Genomic DNA, 16,691 nt, shown 5'->3' with positions numbered 1-16,691 from the left:
AGCAAATCAAAAGATGCAATTACTGTTGACGGATCTCGGGATCACGACAGAGAGTGATCAGTTCGACGGAGCGGAACTATCGCGTCTTGTCGTCAATAAACAGCGACGGACGTGGACGTTTTACTTTAAGATGCGCCAAGTGTTGCCATATGAGGTTTATCAATTGTTCATGAGTCGGGTCGAGAATCGGTACGCGACGTTTGCCGATGAAGTGTATGCTCGTTTTACGACAGAGACAGGTGGAAGCGAGCAGGATTATATCGACTACTGGCCGCGCATCGTCAGTGAGCTCAGTCAAGTGTCGGGGGCGATGCGAAGCTATTTCGCAACTGTCAAACCGCGCTTCGAGCAAAACAAGTTGCTCATTCCCGTCCGCTCCGCACCTGAGGCGAGCTATGTCGATAAAGAGCTGTGCCAAGAAGTTCAAGCGCTCTATAGTGCTTACGGGTTTATGAAAAAGCCGTGCCAAGCCAGCTTCTCAGAAGACGCGGAAGCGAATCAGGCGTTGCGTGAACAAGTCGTCCAAGAAGATATCGAACAGGCGAAACTCGCACTCGCGGCCCAGTTCGCCAAAGCGACCGAGACGAACGACGAGCCGATCACGGAAGTGCGGATGGGCGCCTTGATCAAAGACGAGATCGTCCCGATCAAGACGATCATCGAAGAAGAACGCCGTGTCGCCATCCGTGGACTCGTGTTTTCAGCCGAACGGAAAGAGTTGAAGAGCGGGAAGAAGCTATTCACGATCAAGATGACCGATTATACCGATTCGCTCATCGTCAAAGTGTTCGCACGTGACGATGATGACGACCGTATGCTCAGTGCCGTCAAAAAAGGCATGTGGATCCAAGCGGCCGGACGGGTCGAAGACGATAGCTTCATGCGCGAACTGTGCATGATGGCGTCGCAGCTCCAAGAAGTGAAAGTCGAACCGAAGCGTGACGAATGGGCCGGGGAGAAGCGCGTCGAACTGCACGCCCATACGCAGATGAGCCAGATGGATGCGGTCACGAACGTGTCGGCGCTCGTCGCCCGGGCCGCCAAGTGGGGTCATCGCGCCATCGCCATCACCGACCATGCCGGTGTGCAGTCGTTCCCGGAAGCCTATTATGCCGGGAAAAAGAACGACATTAAAATCTTGTACGGTGTCGAGGCGAACGTCGTCAATGACGGGGTGCCTGTCGCGTATCATCCGACCGACGTCTCGCTCGACGAGGCGACGTACGTCGTGTTCGACGTCGAGACGACCGGTCTGTCGGCCGTCTACAACAAAATCATCGAACTCGCCGGCGTCAAGATTAAAGACGGTGAGATCATCGACCGGTTCGAAGCGTTCGCCGACCCGAAACATCAACTTTCGGCGACGACGATCGAACTGACCGGGATCACGGATGACATGGTCCACGGACAGCCCGACCCGGAAGTGATCGCGAAACAGTTCGTCGACTGGTGCGGGGACGGGATTCTCGTCGCTCATAACGCCTCGTTCGATATGGGCTTTCTCGAGGCGACGCTCCGAAGCGGAGGACATGAGCCGGACGATTATCCGGTCATCGATACGCTTGAACTGGCCCGGACGATTTTACCGACGCTCAAAAACCACCGTCTCAACACGCTCGCCAAGCGGTTCGATATCGAATTGACGCAGCATCACCGGGCTATCTATGATGCCGAGGCGACGGCGTACCTGCTCATGAAGTTGCTCGATTTGGCGAAACAGATGTTCGAGATGCAGACGCATCGGTCACTGAACGCGAAAGTCGGCAGTGACGTCTCGAAGATCCGTCCGTTTCATGCGACGGTTTACGCGAAGACGAAAAAGCCAGGATTGCGCCACTTGTATGAGTTGATCTCGTTGTCGCACATCGACTATTTGTTCCGGATGGCTCGGATGCCGCGCTCAGAGATCGAGAAGCGCCGAGAAGGGCTGCTCATCGGCTCGGCGTGTGACAACGGCGAGATCTTTGACGCCGCCTTGAACAAGTCGGACGAAGAGCTCGAGAAGATGATGGCATTTTATGACTTCATCGAGATTCATCCGCCGGCACTTTATATGCATTTGATCGATAAAGAGATCGTCGCGAACGAGCTTGAACTTCGTGACATCATCAAACGGATCATTCGCGTGGCAGGTCAAGCCGGACTTCCGGTCTGTGCGACCGGGAACGTCCATTACTTGGACCGGACGGATCGGTCGTATCGCGAAATCCTGATCCGGACGCAAGGCGGGGCTAACTTCATTAACACGAGAAAAGAGTTGCCTCACGCCCATTTCCGGACGACGAAAGAAATGATGGAAGAGTTTAAATTTTTAGGTGACGAGCTCGCACGGGAGATCGTCATCACAAATCCGAACGCGATCGCCGACCAGATCGAAGCGATTCAAATCATCCCGGATGAACTGTATACGCCGAAAATCGAAGGGGCGGATGACGAGGTCCGTAATATGAGTTATGACATGGCCCGCTCGATTTACGGGGACGAGCTTCCGGAGATCGTCGAGGCCCGGCTCGAGAAGGAACTGAAATCAATCATCGGCCACGGCTTCGCCGTCATTTATTTGATCTCACATAAACTCGTCAAGAAGTCACTCGACGACGGTTACCTCGTCGGTTCGCGGGGGTCGGTCGGGTCGAGTCTCGTCGCGACGATGACCGAGATCACCGAGGTCAATCCACTACCGCCGCATTACGTCTGTCCGAAGTGTCAACAGTCTCACTTCTTTAATGACGGATCGATCGGGTCCGGGTACGATCTTCCGGACAAGCAATGTCCGGAGTGTGGGACGTGGTATACGAAAGACGGACACGATATCCCGTTCGAGACGTTCCTTGGCTTTAAAGGGGACAAAGTACCAGATATCGATTTGAACTTCTCGGGCGAGTATCAGCCTCATGCTCACGCGTATACGAAAGTGTTGTTCGGAGAAGAGTACGTCTATCGTGCCGGGACGATCGGGACGATTGCCGACAAGACGGCGTACGGGTATGTGAAAGGCTATGCGACCGAAAACGATAAGATTTACCGGAACGCCGAAGTCGATCGTCTCGTCTCGGGTGTCACCGGTGTCAAACGGACGACCGGGCAGCATCCAGGTGGGATTATCGTCGTCCCGGACTATATGGACATCTCCGAAATCTCGCCGATCCAGTATCCGGCCGACGATCGAACGTCTGAATGGAAGACGACACACTTCGACTTCCATTCGATTCACGACAACTTGCTCAAGCTCGACATTCTCGGACACGATGACCCGACCGTCATCCGGATGCTCCAAGACTTATCAGGCATCGACCCGTTGACGATCCCGACGGATGATCCGACCGTCATGAAGATCTTTTCGTCACCGGAAGTGCTCGGTGTCACGCCGGAGCAAATCGAGTCAAAAACAGGGACGCTCGGTATTCCTGAGTTTGGGACGAAGTTCGTCCGACAAATGCTTGAAGAGACGAAACCGTCCACGTTCTCAGAGCTCGTCCAAATTTCGGGGCTGTCTCACGGGACGGACGTTTGGATCGGGAATGCGAACGAGTTGATCTATAACGGGACGTGTGAACTGAAAGATGTCATCGGGTGTCGTGACGACATTATGGTCTACTTGATCTACGCCGGACTGGAGCCATCGTTCGCCTTTAAAATCATGGAGTCGGTCCGTAAAGGGAAAGGTTTGTCTGACGACATGGAGTCAGAGATGCGGGAGAACAGCGTCCCGGAATGGTACATCTCTTCTTGTAAGAAGATCAAATACATGTTCCCGAAAGCACACGCGACCGCGTACGTGCTCATGGCCGTACGGATCGCTTACTTCAAAGTGCACCACCCGATCCTGTATTACGCGACATACTTTACGGTCCGCGCCGGCGACTTTGACTTGTCGGCGATGATCAAAGGGTCACAGGCCGTCCGCAAGGCGATGTCTGACATCCGGGAGAAAGGTTTCGACGCCACGGCGAAAGATAAAGGGCTTCACACCGTGCTCGAACTCGCGCTTGAGATGCTCGAACGCGGCATGAAATTCCAAAACATCGATCTTTACCGTTCGAATGCGACCGAGTTCTTGATTGAAGGCAACACGCTCATTCCACCGTTCAACGCTGTCGATGGACTTGGGACGAACGCGGCGAAAGCGATTGTCGAGGCACGTGCCGAAGGTCAGTTCTTGTCAAAAGAGGATCTTCGGAAACGGGCGAAATTGTCGAAGACGATTATCGAGACGCTCGATACGATGAAATGTCTCGAAGGCCTGCCTGACGAGAACCAACTTTCGTTCTTTGATTTTGGGGTGTAAGTTGCGAAAAAGCGGGAAAATATGATATATTGGTATCGAACAATGTTGGATACTACGACGGAAAGGAGTAGGGAACCCTACTCCTTTCTTGTATGTAAAAGCCAGAAGGAGGGATGAGAGTGTCCAAAATAACAGAAGTCGTCGAAACAATCGCGTTGCCGATTGTCGAGCAAGCGAACATGGAATTGGTCGATGTTGAATTCGTGAAAGAAGGGCCAGACTGGTTCTTGCGCGTCTATATCGATAAACCGGGGGGCGTCGATTTAGATGATTGCGTCAACATCAACGAGCAACTCTCGGAGAAATTAAACGCTACCGACCCAATCGAACAAGCCTATTATCTTGACGTCTCGAGTCCCGGTGCCGAACGACCACTTAAAAAGCCGACTGACTTTGAGCGGGCGATTGGGAAAAACGTCTACATTAAAACGTTTGCCCCGATTGAAGGTGCCAAAGAGTTCGAGGGCATTTTGACGGAGTACGACGGCGAGACCGCAGTTGTCGAAACGCGCATCAAGACTAGAAAAAAAGCGATATCGCTACCGGTTGATAAAATTGCACAAGCCCGCCTAGCGGTCACGTTTAGTTAAGGAGAGGTAAAGATGGGGCCACAATTACTCACAACAATCGAACAGATTGCACAAGAAAAAGGGATCGAGAAAGAAATCATCATCGACGCGCTTGAGCAGGCGCTCATTTCGGCATATCGCCGAAACGTCGCCAACCCGAACGAGCACGTCAAAGTTGAGTTTGACCAAGTGACGGGTGACATTCGCGTGTTCGCGCTTCTCGAAGTCGTTGAACGCCTGACGCATCCGGACCAACAGCTTTCGCTTGAAGAAGCGCATGAGATCGACCCGAACTTTGAGTTAGGGGACTTCCATAAAGAAGAAGTGACACCGAGCGACTTCGGTCGTGTCGCGGCGATGACGGCCAAACAAGTCGTCACGCAAAAGATGCGTGAAGCCGAGCGCGAACGCATCTACAACCACTTCGTCGATAAAGAAGACGAGATCATGACAGGGATCGTCGAGCGGTTTGACCCGCGCAACTTGTACATCGGTTTAGAGAACAACATCGAGGCGGTGTTGACGCCGAATGAACAGATGCCGAACGAGTCGTATAAGATTCATGAACGCATCAAAGTATACGTGACGAAAGTTGACTCGACGACGAAAGGTTCTGGCGCGGCGATTCAAGTGTCGCGGACGCATCCTGGCCTACTTCGTCGTTTGTTCGAACTCGAAGTTCCAGAAATCGCGAGCGGGACGGTCGATGTCATGTCGGTGTCGCGTGAAGCGGGAGACCGTTCGAAAATCGCGGTCCACTCAGACATCGTCGATCCAGTCGGCGCATGTGTCGGTCCAAAAGGGCAACGTGTCCAAACGATCGTCGATGAATTGAACGGTGAGAAGATCGACATCGTCCGTTGGTCGAACGATCCAAAAGAGTTCGTTAAAAACGCACTCAGCCCGGCTCAAGTCGTTGATGTATATGTCAATGAACCGAACAAGTCGACGACAGTCGTCGTGCCGGACTACCAATTGTCGCTCGCGATCGGGAAGCGCGGTCAAAACGCGCGCCTCGCCGCTAAGTTGACAGGTTGGAAAATTGATATTAAGAGCGAGACGGATGCAGAGAGCATGAACTTGTTCGATACGTATGCCGAAAAAGTTGAATCAACGCCAGAAATTGTTCACAATGAAGTTGAACAGACTGACTCGGTTGATGTGACGCTCGAACCAACCGCGGTAAAAGAAGAGGAATGACCATGAAGCAAAAGAAACTTCCTTTGCGTAAATGTGTGATCACTCAAGAGATGTTACCAAAGAACGATTTGATTCGTGTCGTACGGACGCCGGAAGGCGACGTCGTCATCGACACGACCGGCAAACTGAACGGTCGTGGCGCGTATTTGTCAAGAGATGTCGATGTGATTCGTTTAGCAGAGAAAAAACGAACGCTTGATCATCATCTGAAAGTAAAGACGAGCGAGACACTTTATGAACAGCTAGAACAAGCTGTCACAGGTGCCGAATCATGAGTCAGTGGGAATCATTGTTAGGCCTCGCCTCACGTGCGAGGAAGGTAACGATGGGAGAAGAGTTTGTCTTGAAGGATGTACGGGCTGGCCGAGCCAAGCTCGTCATTCTTGCCGGAGACGCGGGAGCGTCGACGAGAAAACGGATTACCGACAAATGTACATCGTATGGTGTTCCATTAATCGAAGTGAGCGACCGACATACAATCGGAGCTGCTTTAGGTAAAGACATGCGAGTCGTCGTGTCTGTGACAGAATCCGGATTTGCGAACAAGCTTAAGCAACTTCTCTCTTAACTATTAACGGAGGTGGATGCTTTGGGAAAACGCGTCTATGAATTTGCAAAAGAACAGAATGTAACAAGTAAACAAGTCATTACTCAGCTCGAGAAGATGAACAAGTCAGTGAAAAATCACATGGCTGTATTGGATGATGAGTCGGTCAAGCAACTCGACCGTGTCTTCAACCCTGAGAAATATCGTTCGGCTGAGAAGCAAGAAAAACCTGCTGAGTCGAAGCCGGCTGAAGCGAAGCCTGCTGCGAAACAAGAAGCAGAGAAAAAAGAAGCACCGAAAGCCCGTCCACAAACTTCTAGCGCCCCGAGCAATCAAGCGGGCAACCGTGGTGGCAACCGTTTCGGCAACAACCGTAACGATAACCGCAACAAAAAGCGCGGCGGTAAATTTAAAGGGAAGCCTGCAAAAGCGGCAATCCCGTTAGAAGCGGATCCAAATTCGAAAACGAGCCAGCGTAAAGCATCTCGTTTAGCGCAAGAGTCTGAAATGGGCAACGTCATCAAGTACGAGGATGTCCTCAGCGTATCGGATCTCGCGGCGAAGATGGATAAAAAGCCAAACGAGATCATCATGAAATTGATGGGTCTTGGCGTCATGGCGACGATCAACCAAACACTCGATGACGAGACGATCGAATTGCTCGCAACTGAATTCGGTTTCGAAGTCGAAAAAGAAGTCATCATCGATGAGACGGACTTCGAAGAAGTAGAAATCGACTTCTCTGAGTACGACCTCATTGAGCGTCCTGCCGTCGTCACGATCATGGGTCACGTCGACCATGGTAAAACGACGTTGCTCGACTCGATCCGGAACACGAAAGTCGTCGCTGGCGAAGCTGGTGGGATCACGCAGCATATCGGTGCGTACCAAGTTGATATCAACGGTAAAAAAATCACATTCCTCGACACACCAGGTCACGCCGCCTTTACGACGATGCGTGCCCGTGGAGCTGAAGTGACGGATATCGCGATTATCGTTGTCGCAGCAGATGATGGTGTCATGCCACAGACAGAAGAAGCGATTTCTCACGCGAAAGCAGCAAACGTCCCAATCATCGTTGCCGTCAACAAAATGGACAAAGAAGGGGCTAACCCTGACCGCGTCAAACAAGAGTTGACTGAATTCGGACTCGTACCGGAAGAGTGGGGCGGCGAAACAATTTTCGTACCGATCTCTGCTTTGAAAGATGAGGGAATCGATGAGTTGCTCGAGATGATCTTGCTCGTTTCAGAAGTCGAAGAGTACAAGTCGACGCCTGAAATGCCAGCTCGCGGTTCGGTCATCGAAGCGAAGCTCGATAAAGGTCGCGGTCCTGTCGCCACGCTTCTCGTTCAACACGGGACACTTCGTATCGGTGACTCGATCGTCGTCGGCAGCACGTTCGGACGCGTCCGGGCCATGGTCAACGATATCGGTCGTCGTGTGAAAGAAGTTGGCCCATCGACGCCAATCGAAATTACAGGATTGAACGATGTCCCACAAGCTGGTGACCAGTTCATCGTCTTCGAAGACGAGAAAAAGGCACGTGCAATCGGAGAGAAACGTTACCAACGTTACCTCGAGTCGCAGCGCCGTGAATCGGCTAAAGTCAGTCTTGAAGACTTGTTCAGCCGGATTCAAGAAGGCGAAGTCAAAGACTTGAACGTCATCATCAAAGCAGACGTTCAAGGATCGGCTGAAGCGCTCGCTGGATCACTCCGCAAAATCGACGTCGCAGGCGTCAAGATCAACATCGTGCATCAAGGTGTCGGTGCGATCACAGAAGGTGACGTCATCCTCGCTTCAGCAGCGAACGCGATCATCATCGGATTCAACGTCCGTCCAGACGGTAACGCCCGATCAATGGCCGAACAAGAACACGTTGAAATGCGTCTGCACCGGATCATCTATAACGCGATCGATGAAATCGAAAGCGCGATGAAAGGGATGCTTGACCCTGAGTTCGTTGAAGAAGTGATCGGACAAGTCGAAGTCCGTGACGTCTTCAAAGTTTCAAAAGTCGGTGCGATTGCCGGCTGTTACGTCACTGAAGGTAAAATCTCACGTGATGCCGGCGTACGCGTCATCCGTAACGGGATCGTCGTGTACGAAGGTAAACTCGATACGCTCCGCCGCTTCAAAGACGATGTCAAAGAAGTTGCGACAGGCTACGAGTGTGGGATCAAAGTAGAGAAGTACGACGACATCAAAGTGGAGGACGTCATCGAAGCGTTCGTCATGAAAGAAGTCGAACGTAAATAAAGTGAGGAGGGAACACGTATGAACATTCGTGCCCAACGTGTTGCTGAACAGATGCGTAAAGAGATCACAGATATCCTTTTACGCGAAGTCAACGACCCACGTACAAAGAACGCGACCATCACGAGCGTAGACGTGACGGGAGATTTGCAACAAGCGACGGCCTATTACACGGTGCTCGGAGACGACGCCGACGTGAAGGCTGATACGCAGGCAGGTCTTGATAAGGCGAGCGCCTTCATCCGCCGTGAAATCGGCAGCCGGATCCGTCTCCGCAAGACGCCGGAATTGTCGTTCGAATACGATTCTTCGGTCGCATATGGTAGTCATATCGACTCGTTGATCCGTGATTTGAATAAAGACTAATAAATTGAAGGGGGGACTTGTGTCTCCCCTTTTTTGATATGGAGGAATGAACGTGGAACCGACAGGGATTTTAATACTGGATAAAGACAGCGGGATGACGAGCCACGATTGCGTCTTCAAGCTGCGTAAACTGTTTCAAACGAAAAAAGTTGGCCATACCGGCACGCTCGACCCGGAAGTGACCGGCGTGTTGCCAATCTGTTTCGGCCGTGCGACGAAACTGTCCCGGTTTTTGACCGATGAGGGCAAGCGCTACGTCGCCGAAGTCACGATTGGGACGGCGACGATGACGGAAGACGCACACGGCGAAGTCGTCGCGCAAACAGATGTCGCGCCGGATGCGTTCACGGGTGAAGCTATCGACCGCGTTCTCGGCACGTTGACCGGAAGCATCGAGCAGGTGCCTCCTTACTTCTCGGCCGTCAAAGTGAACGGGAAGAAGCTATACGAATACGCCCGCAAAGGACAGACGGTCGAACGGCCGCGCCGCATCGTCGAGATTCACCGGCTAGAACGGACGAACGAACCTGTCTTCGAGGACGGCGTCTGCCGGTTTCGCATCGATGTCGAGTGCGGAAAAGGCACGTTTATTCGGACACTTGCCGTCCAAATCGGGGAAGGGCTCGGTTACCCGGCCCATATGAGCGACCTGCGTCGGACACGGTCAGGCACGTTCGATGAAAGGGACGCCGTGACGCTCGCGGAGCTCGCGGCGTTAGAGACGGTCGAGGCACGCGCTGAACGGCTCATCCCGCTCGAGGACGTGATCAAACGTTGGCCTTCCATCACCATTCCGGCCAACCGGGAACGGTATATTCGCAACGGTGGGCGTTTAAACGACGTCTCGCTCGAATTTGAACTGTTTACTGTCTATAATGAAGAAGGAATTCCGCTCGCCCTCTATAGACGGCTTGACGGAACGACAGACGCAACAGTCGAGGTCATGTTGACAATCGACTAAGGGGGAATTTGAAGTATGGAAACGATACATCTCACACATCCCGAGACGCCAGAGTTTGTCCCTTCGGTCATCGTACTCGGATTCTTCGACGGCGTTCACATCGGCCATCAAGCCGTGATCGAGCACGCCAAACAGCGCGCGGAGCAGCTTGACGTGCCCGTGACCGTCGTCACGTTCGATCCGCACCCGAAACAAGTGCTGTCGAACAATGCGGATGCTGTCCGTTATATCACGCCGCTCAAACGAAAATTACAGCGGATCGCCGCGCTCGGTGTCGAACGTTGTCTCGTCTTGACGTTCACAAAGCAATTGGCATCACTGTCACCGCAACAGTTCGTCGACGATTATTTGATCGGCGCGGGCGCCGTGCACGTGACGGCCGGATTTGACTATTCGTACGGGAAGTTCGGGGAAGGGACGATGGAGACGATGCCCTACCACGCCCGAGGACGCTTCACGACGTCCGTCGTCGCCGAACAGACGAGTGACGGTGACAAAGTCTCTTCGACCCGGATCCGCAAACTTCTTGGCGCAGGCAGTGTCGATTTGGCGAGTGAGCTGTTAGGGGCGCCTTACGTCATCTGTGGCGAAGTCATCCATGGTGACGCCAGAGGGCGGACGATCGGCTATCCGACCGCGAACATGGTGATGGATGCGTCTTATGTCATGCCACGGCTCGGCGTTTATGCGACCCGCGTCCGCCTAGAAGACGGCCGGACGTTTGATGCGATGACGAACGTCGGTCGTCGGCCGACGTTTTATGACACCGGAGACGTCTCGATTGAAAGTCATTTATTTGATTTTTCGGAGGACTTGTACGGACAGTTGCTCGAAATCGAATGGGTTCACTATTTGCGCGATGAACGGGCGTTCGACGGACTCGATTCGCTGATCGCGCAGTTGAAACGAGACGAGACGGCGGCTCGGGCAATCCTATCTTGACTTTGGAGCAGGGGTCATGTATTCTAATTTGGTACGCAAAGTACACCGCTTCGCTTGGCTGGACGATTCACCAACGACGGCTCGGCAACGCGGCAATTTTCTATTAAATGGAGGTGGAGAGGCAATGGCACTCTCAAAAGAACGTAAAAACGAAATCATCGCGGAATACGCGACAAAACAAGGTGACACTGGTTCACCGGAAGTTCAAGTTGCTGTTTTGACTGAACAAATCAACACTTTGAACGATCATCTTCGCACACATAAGAAAGACCACCACTCACGTCGCGGTCTTTTGAAAATGGTTGGACGTCGCCGTAACTTGCTCACGTACCTTCGTAACAAGGACGTAACACGTTACCGTGAATTGATTCAACGCCTTGGTCTCCGTCGTTAATCCGAACGGGCCAAATGACGGACTGGGACACTCGTTCCTAGTCCGTTTCTTCTTTTTTTGGAGGAAAATCATTAGACAAACATATGAATGAGTTACATAATAAACTAGATAAGGTTTGAGAGGAGAATGTACATGTTAGGTACGAAACAAGTTTTTTCTACAGAATGGGGCGGTCGTCCGCTGTCTGTAGAAGTAGGTCAACTCGCGAAGCAAGCGAACGGTTCTGCACTCGTCCGGTACGGGGACACGGTCGTGCTCGCCGCGGTCACAGCTTCAAAAGGACCAAAGGATTTAGATTTCTTCCCGCTTACGGTCAACTATGAAGAAAAATTATACTCGGTCGGTAAAATCCCAGGAGGTTTCCTACGTCGGGAAGGTCGTCCTGGTGAGAATGCGATTTTAACGTCACGTCTCATCGACCGTCCAATCCGTCCATTATTCCCAGACGGATTCCGTCACGACATCCAAGTCATGATTTACGTCATGTCGAACGATCCGGACTGCTCGGCTGAGATGGCCGGTATGCTCGGAACGTCGATCGCCTTGTCGATCTCGGACATCCCGTTTGACGGACCGATCGCTGGAGCGACGGTCGGACGTGTGGACGGACAGTTCGTCGTCAACCCGACGGTCGCACAACTCGAGAAGACAGATCTTGAACTTCAAGTCGCCGGAACGGCAACTGCGATCAACATGGTCGAAGCAGGCGCGAACGAAGTACCGGAAGACGTCATGCTCGAGTCAATCTTGTTCGGTCATGAAGAGATCAAAAAGCTCGTCGCGTTCCAAACGGAAATCGTCGAAGCGGTCGGGAAACCGAAGTTTGAATACACGGTCTCTAAATTTGACGACGCGTTGTCACAAGAGCTTGAAGCGGCTCGTCCAGAAATTAACGCTGCCGTCCAAGTCGAAGAGAAACACGCGCGTGACGAAGCGATCAACGAAGTCATCGCGAAGTATGTCGCGTCGTACGAAGCGCGTCTCGCTGACGAGCCGGCCAAGTTGAAAGAAGTATCTGGTATTTTGAACAAGTTCGTCAAAGACGAGGTCCGCCGTTTAATCACGGTCGATAAAGTACGTCCAGACGGCCGTCGCCCGGAAGTCATCCGTCCACTCGCGTCAGAAGTCGGCGTGTTACCGCGTGCGCACGGTGTCGGTTTGTTCACACGGGGGCAGACGCAAGTCATGTCGATCGCGACACTCGGCGTCATCGGTGACGCTCAAATCATCGACGGCATCGGCTTAGAAGAGAATAAACGTTTCATGCACCATTACAACTTCCCGCCGTTCTCGGTCGGTGAAGCTCGTCCGGTTCGCGCGCCAGGCCGCCGCGAGATCGGTCACGGTGCGCTCGGTGAACGTGCGCTTCTCCCGGTCATCCCGAAAGAAGCAGACTTCCCGTATACGATCCGTCTCGTCTCAGAAGTGCTCGAGTCGAACGGTTCGAGTTCACAGGCTTCAATCTGTGGCTCGACACTCGCCCTCATGGACGCCGGAGTTCCGATCAAGGCACCAGTCGCGGGAATCGCGATGGGTCTCATCATGGAAGGCGAACACTATACAGTACTCACTGACATCCAAGGTCTCGAAGATCATCTCGGCGACATGGACTTCAAAGTCGCTGGAACGAAAGACGGGATCACGGCGTTGCAGATGGACATTAAAATCGCCGGCATCACGCGTGAGATTTTAGAAGAAGCGCTCGAACAAGCTCGTTCAGGCCGCCTCCACATTCTCAACCATATGCTCGAAACGCTTGACTCATCGCGTCCACAGTTGTCGAAGTATGCGCCGAAGATCGTCACGATGAAAATCAATCCAGATAAGATTCGCGACGTCATCGGGCCTGGTGGTAAGATGATCAACAGCATCATCGACCAAACCGGTGTCAAGGTTGATATCGAGCAAGACGGTACGGTGTTCATCGCCTCGACCGATCAAGATGGCATCGATATGGCGATGACACTCATCGGTGATATCATCCGTGAAGTCGAAGTCGGCGAAGTGTTCGACGCGACAGTCCGTCGGATCGAGAAGTTCGGCGCGTTCGTCGAGTTGTTCAAAGGCAAAGACGCGCTCGTCCACGTCTCTGAGTTCAGCCTCGACCGCGTCGCCAACGTGGAAGACGTCGTCAAGCTCGGTGACACGATCAAAGTCAAAGTCACAGAAATTGACGATAAAGGCCGCGTCAACGCCTCGCATAAAACGTTGATTGTCGAAGGGCTTTCTCCGGAAGAGCGAGAAGCGTATGAAGCGAAACGTAAAGCACAACGCGAGAGCCGTCCGCCACGTGACAGCCGTCCTCCGCGTCGTGACGGAGACCGTCGTCCGTCAAGACCAACAAACTAATTATTTTGGCCATCGTCTGGTGCGATGGCCTTTTTCATAGGAGTGATAAAATGGAATGGATTACCTTAAAGAATGGCGTCCGCATCGTGGTCGAACCGATGGCAGACGTCCGCAGTACATCGACCGGTGTATTCATCAAAGCCGGGACACGGACCGAGGAAGACAATGAGATCGGGATCAGCCACTTGATCGAACATATGTTGTTCAAAGGCACAACAACAAAAACGGCGAAAGAAATCGCTTCATTTTTTGATGAACTTGGCGGCAGTGTGAACGCCTTTACTTCAAAAGACCATACATGCTACTACGTCAAGACGCTCGATGAACATGCTGTCATCGCCTTCGACGCACTGGCCGACATGTTGTTCCATTCAGTCTTTGATGAGACTGAGCTTGAAAAAGAGAAGCGGGTCGTGTTAGAAGAGATTAAAATGTACGAAGATACGCCGGAAGACCTCGTGCATGAGTTGCTCGCCTATGCCGTCTACCGTGACGATATATTAGCGAAGCCGATTCTCGGGACAGAAGCGAGCGTGCTCAGCTTCTCTCGCGATCAATTGCTGCGTTACGTCGAATCAATGTATACAGGCAATCGCGTCGTCGTCTCGATCGCCGGTCATGTGACCGACGAGCTGGTCGAAGCGGTCACGTCGAGGTTTGCGGAACTCCCATCAGGGGAATCACCGAAAGAATCGACGATTCCGGTTCTATACAGTGATGTATTGAAAAAGCATAAAGAGACGGAGCAGGCGCACCTCTGTTGGAATTTCGAGGCGATTTCGGCAACGAACGACCGGCTCCCGCACCTGGCGCTGGCAAACAACGCGATCGGTGCGACGATGTCGTCGCGGCTGTTTCAATCGATTCGTGAAGAGCAAGGGTTAGCTTACTCGATCTATTCGTACTATACGACGTTCGTTGACCATGGCACGTTCACGATTTATATCGGGACGTCACCGGAAACGCTCACTCAAGTCGAGACGATCATGGAGCGTGAACTTGAAGCGCTCAAGGCGCAGGGGTTAACCGATGAAGAAGTCGCTAAAGGCAAACGCCAGTTGAAAGGTTCGCTCGTCCTCGGCAACGAAAGCACGAGCGCCCGAATGAACCGGAACGGTCGTAACCTCGTCTTACTTGACGAAGTCGAGGATTTGGACGAAGTGCTCAATAAAATCGACCGCATCGAAACCGATGAAGTCAACGCCTTGATTCGGGAGCTGCTCGGGCACGTCCCGGCAAAATCATATGTTCTTCCGTCCGAAGACTGACTTGAAACCAGATTGTAAGTTCTCTACACTGATTAAGAGGTATTCTTTACATTGGACAGGATACAGGTGAAAGAAGGGAAAGACTTGAACTTAACGGATTTAGTAACCAAGATACAATTGATTAATCAACCAACTATAGAGGGCATCAACGTTACCCATGTCACGACCGATTCACGGGAAGTCGTACCCGGAACGCTGTTTGTCGCGATTAAAGGCTACACCGTCGACGGTCACGACTATGCTGACTTAGCGGTGAGTAAAGGGGCGATCGCGGTCGTCAGTGAGCGCCCGCTCGACATCAGCGTCCCAAACCTGCTCGTGCGCGATAGTTCGCGTACGGTCGGCTTATTAGCGTCGGCATTTTATAACTATCCGTCTGAACAGATGCGTCTGTTCGGTATCACGGGGACGAACGGAAAAACGACGACGACGACGATTTTACGTGACGTTTTATCAAAGCTTGGACATAGCACCGGATTGATCGGTACGGTCGAGGTCCGGATTAACGATACGGTCGTCCCGAGCAAGAACACGACGCCGCAAAGTTCTGAGCTTCAGCAGCTGCTGGCTCGCATGCGCGGTGAAGGGGTTACCGATGTGATGATGGAAGTGTCATCACACGGACTTGAACTAGGTCGTGTCATCGGAACGGACTTCGACATCGTCGGTTTCACGAACTTGACACACGACCATCTCGATTTTCACGGGACGTTTGAAAACTATGCGCGGGCCAAAGGTTTGCTGTTCGCCCAACTCGGACAGATGGCGTCGCGCGACAAAGTTGCCGTCTTGAATGCGGACGATCCGTACAGCAAGCTTTACGAGACGATGACGGGTGCTCGTGTCATCACATACGCCATCGACGAAATGGCGGATGTGACAGCGTCAGACATCGTTCAGACACTGTCAGACACGAGTTTCCGTCTCAACTATCAAGGAGTCAGTCTGCCGGTGACGGTCCAGTTCATCGGACGTTTCAACGTATACAACCTGTTGCTTGCGACGGGTTGCCTGCTCGCGGCTGGGTACAGTTTACCTGAGATCATCCAAGCGCTCGAATCGATTCATCCGGCCAAGGGACGGATGCAACGACTCGACGTGCCTGGGTATAACGTCTATGCGGACTATGCCCATACACCGGACGGGATTGAGCAATGTTTGAAGTCGCTTGTCGGTGTCCCTAAAGAGAACATCGTCTTCTTGATTGGAACAGGCGGGAATCGCGATGTGACGAAACGCCCGACAATGGGCGAGATGGCCTCAAAATATGCCGGTACCGTCATCATCACGACGGATGATCCACGTTTTGAGGCGTATGATTCGATCACGAGCGGCATTGCCGCCGGGATGACCCATGACAACTTTGTTGAAATCGGCGACCGTGAAGAAGCGGTGTCTTACGCCGCACGTCTAGCCAAAGCGGATAATATCGTCGTGTTGGCCGGTAAAGGACATGAGAAGTACCAAATCATCGGTAACGAGAAAATCCCGCTCGATGAGGAAGCGATCGTCCGGGCGACAATTTTAAATACGGAGGAATCTTGATTT

The 16,691-nt window shown here is 52.5% G+C and carries 13 protein-coding genes; all 13 read left to right on the top strand.

The genetic code is table 11. The annotated features are described in order from the left end of the window. Window positions 1-13 precede the first annotated feature (13 nt). The 13 genes from BJU60_RS03320 (at window position 14) to BJU60_RS03260 (ending at window position 16,688) form a co-directional block, all read left to right on the top strand. The gene (locus tag BJU60_RS03320; RefSeq protein ID WP_254281629.1) at window positions 14-4,288 is read left to right on the top strand and encodes a PolC-type DNA polymerase III; all 4,275 of its coding nucleotides are present in this window, start codon (window positions 14-16) and stop codon (window positions 4,286-4,288) included. Window positions 4,289-4,407: 119 nt separating this feature from the next. Continuing rightward, window positions 4,408-4,878, top strand: coding sequence for a ribosome maturation factor RimP (gene rimP, locus BJU60_RS03315; RefSeq protein ID WP_070327467.1), 471 nt, complete (start codon window positions 4,408-4,410; stop codon window positions 4,876-4,878). Between the two features lie 12 nt (window positions 4,879-4,890). After that, the gene (gene nusA, locus BJU60_RS03310; protein WP_070327466.1) at window positions 4,891-6,057 is read left to right on the top strand and encodes a transcription termination factor NusA; all 1,167 of its coding nucleotides are present in this window, start codon (window positions 4,891-4,893) and stop codon (window positions 6,055-6,057) included. Further along, window positions 6,054-6,332, top strand: coding sequence for an RNase P modulator RnpM (rnpM, locus tag BJU60_RS03305; RefSeq protein ID WP_233589595.1), 279 nt, complete (start codon window positions 6,054-6,056; stop codon window positions 6,330-6,332). Before nusA ends, rnpM begins: the two co-directional genes overlap by 4 nt. Then, entirely contained in the window at window positions 6,329-6,625 is a 297-nt protein-coding gene (locus tag BJU60_RS03300) for a YlxQ family RNA-binding protein (RefSeq protein WP_070327464.1), read from the top strand. Before rnpM ends, BJU60_RS03300 begins: the two co-directional genes overlap by 4 nt. A gap of 21 nt (window positions 6,626-6,646) precedes the next feature. Further along, window positions 6,647-8,866 (top strand): translation initiation factor IF-2, encoded by a 2,220-nt coding sequence (gene infB / locus BJU60_RS03295; protein ID WP_070327463.1) that lies wholly within the window; start codon window positions 6,647-6,649, stop codon window positions 8,864-8,866. An 18-nt stretch (window positions 8,867-8,884) separates the two neighbouring features. After that, on the top strand, window positions 8,885-9,229 hold the full coding sequence (gene rbfA / locus BJU60_RS03290) for a 30S ribosome-binding factor RbfA (RefSeq protein ID WP_070327462.1): 345 nt from the start codon (window positions 8,885-8,887) through the stop codon (window positions 9,227-9,229). Window positions 9,230-9,281: 52 nt separating this feature from the next. Beyond that, the gene (gene truB / locus BJU60_RS03285; protein WP_070327946.1) at window positions 9,282-10,190 is read left to right on the top strand and encodes a tRNA pseudouridine(55) synthase TruB; all 909 of its coding nucleotides are present in this window, start codon (window positions 9,282-9,284) and stop codon (window positions 10,188-10,190) included. Window positions 10,191-10,205: 15 nt separating this feature from the next. Beyond that, window positions 10,206-11,132, top strand: a complete 927-nt coding sequence (locus tag BJU60_RS03280) for a bifunctional riboflavin kinase/FAD synthetase (RefSeq protein WP_070327461.1) — start codon at window positions 10,206-10,208, stop codon at window positions 11,130-11,132. 124 nt (window positions 11,133-11,256) lie between these two features. Further along, complete coding sequence (gene rpsO, locus BJU60_RS03275) at window positions 11,257-11,526, top strand: 30S ribosomal protein S15 (protein ID WP_015881433.1); 270 nt, start codon at window positions 11,257-11,259, stop codon at window positions 11,524-11,526. A 132-nt stretch (window positions 11,527-11,658) separates the two neighbouring features. Beyond that, on the top strand, window positions 11,659-13,875 hold the full coding sequence (pnp, locus tag BJU60_RS03270) for a polyribonucleotide nucleotidyltransferase (protein ID WP_070327460.1): 2,217 nt from the start codon (window positions 11,659-11,661) through the stop codon (window positions 13,873-13,875). Between the two features lie 50 nt (window positions 13,876-13,925). Continuing rightward, window positions 13,926-15,143 carry a M16 family metallopeptidase gene (locus tag BJU60_RS03265; protein ID WP_070327459.1) on the top strand — a complete coding sequence of 406 codons (1,218 nt, stop codon included), beginning with the start codon at window positions 13,926-13,928 and terminating at the stop codon, window positions 15,141-15,143. A 66-nt stretch (window positions 15,144-15,209) separates the two neighbouring features. Beyond that, window positions 15,210-16,688, top strand: coding sequence for a UDP-N-acetylmuramoyl-L-alanyl-D-glutamate--2,6-diaminopimelate ligase (locus BJU60_RS03260; protein ID WP_141737214.1), 1,479 nt, complete (start codon window positions 15,210-15,212; stop codon window positions 16,686-16,688). The last annotated feature ends 3 nt before the right edge of the window (window positions 16,689-16,691 follow it).

This window comes from Exiguobacterium aurantiacum, from assembly GCF_001766415.1.
Taxonomy (GTDB): Bacteria; Bacillota; Bacilli; order Exiguobacteriales; family Exiguobacteriaceae; genus Exiguobacterium; species Exiguobacterium aurantiacum_A.
The sequence above is the reverse complement of the archived record's forward strand: the minus strand, read 5'-3'. Positions and strand labels throughout refer to the sequence as shown.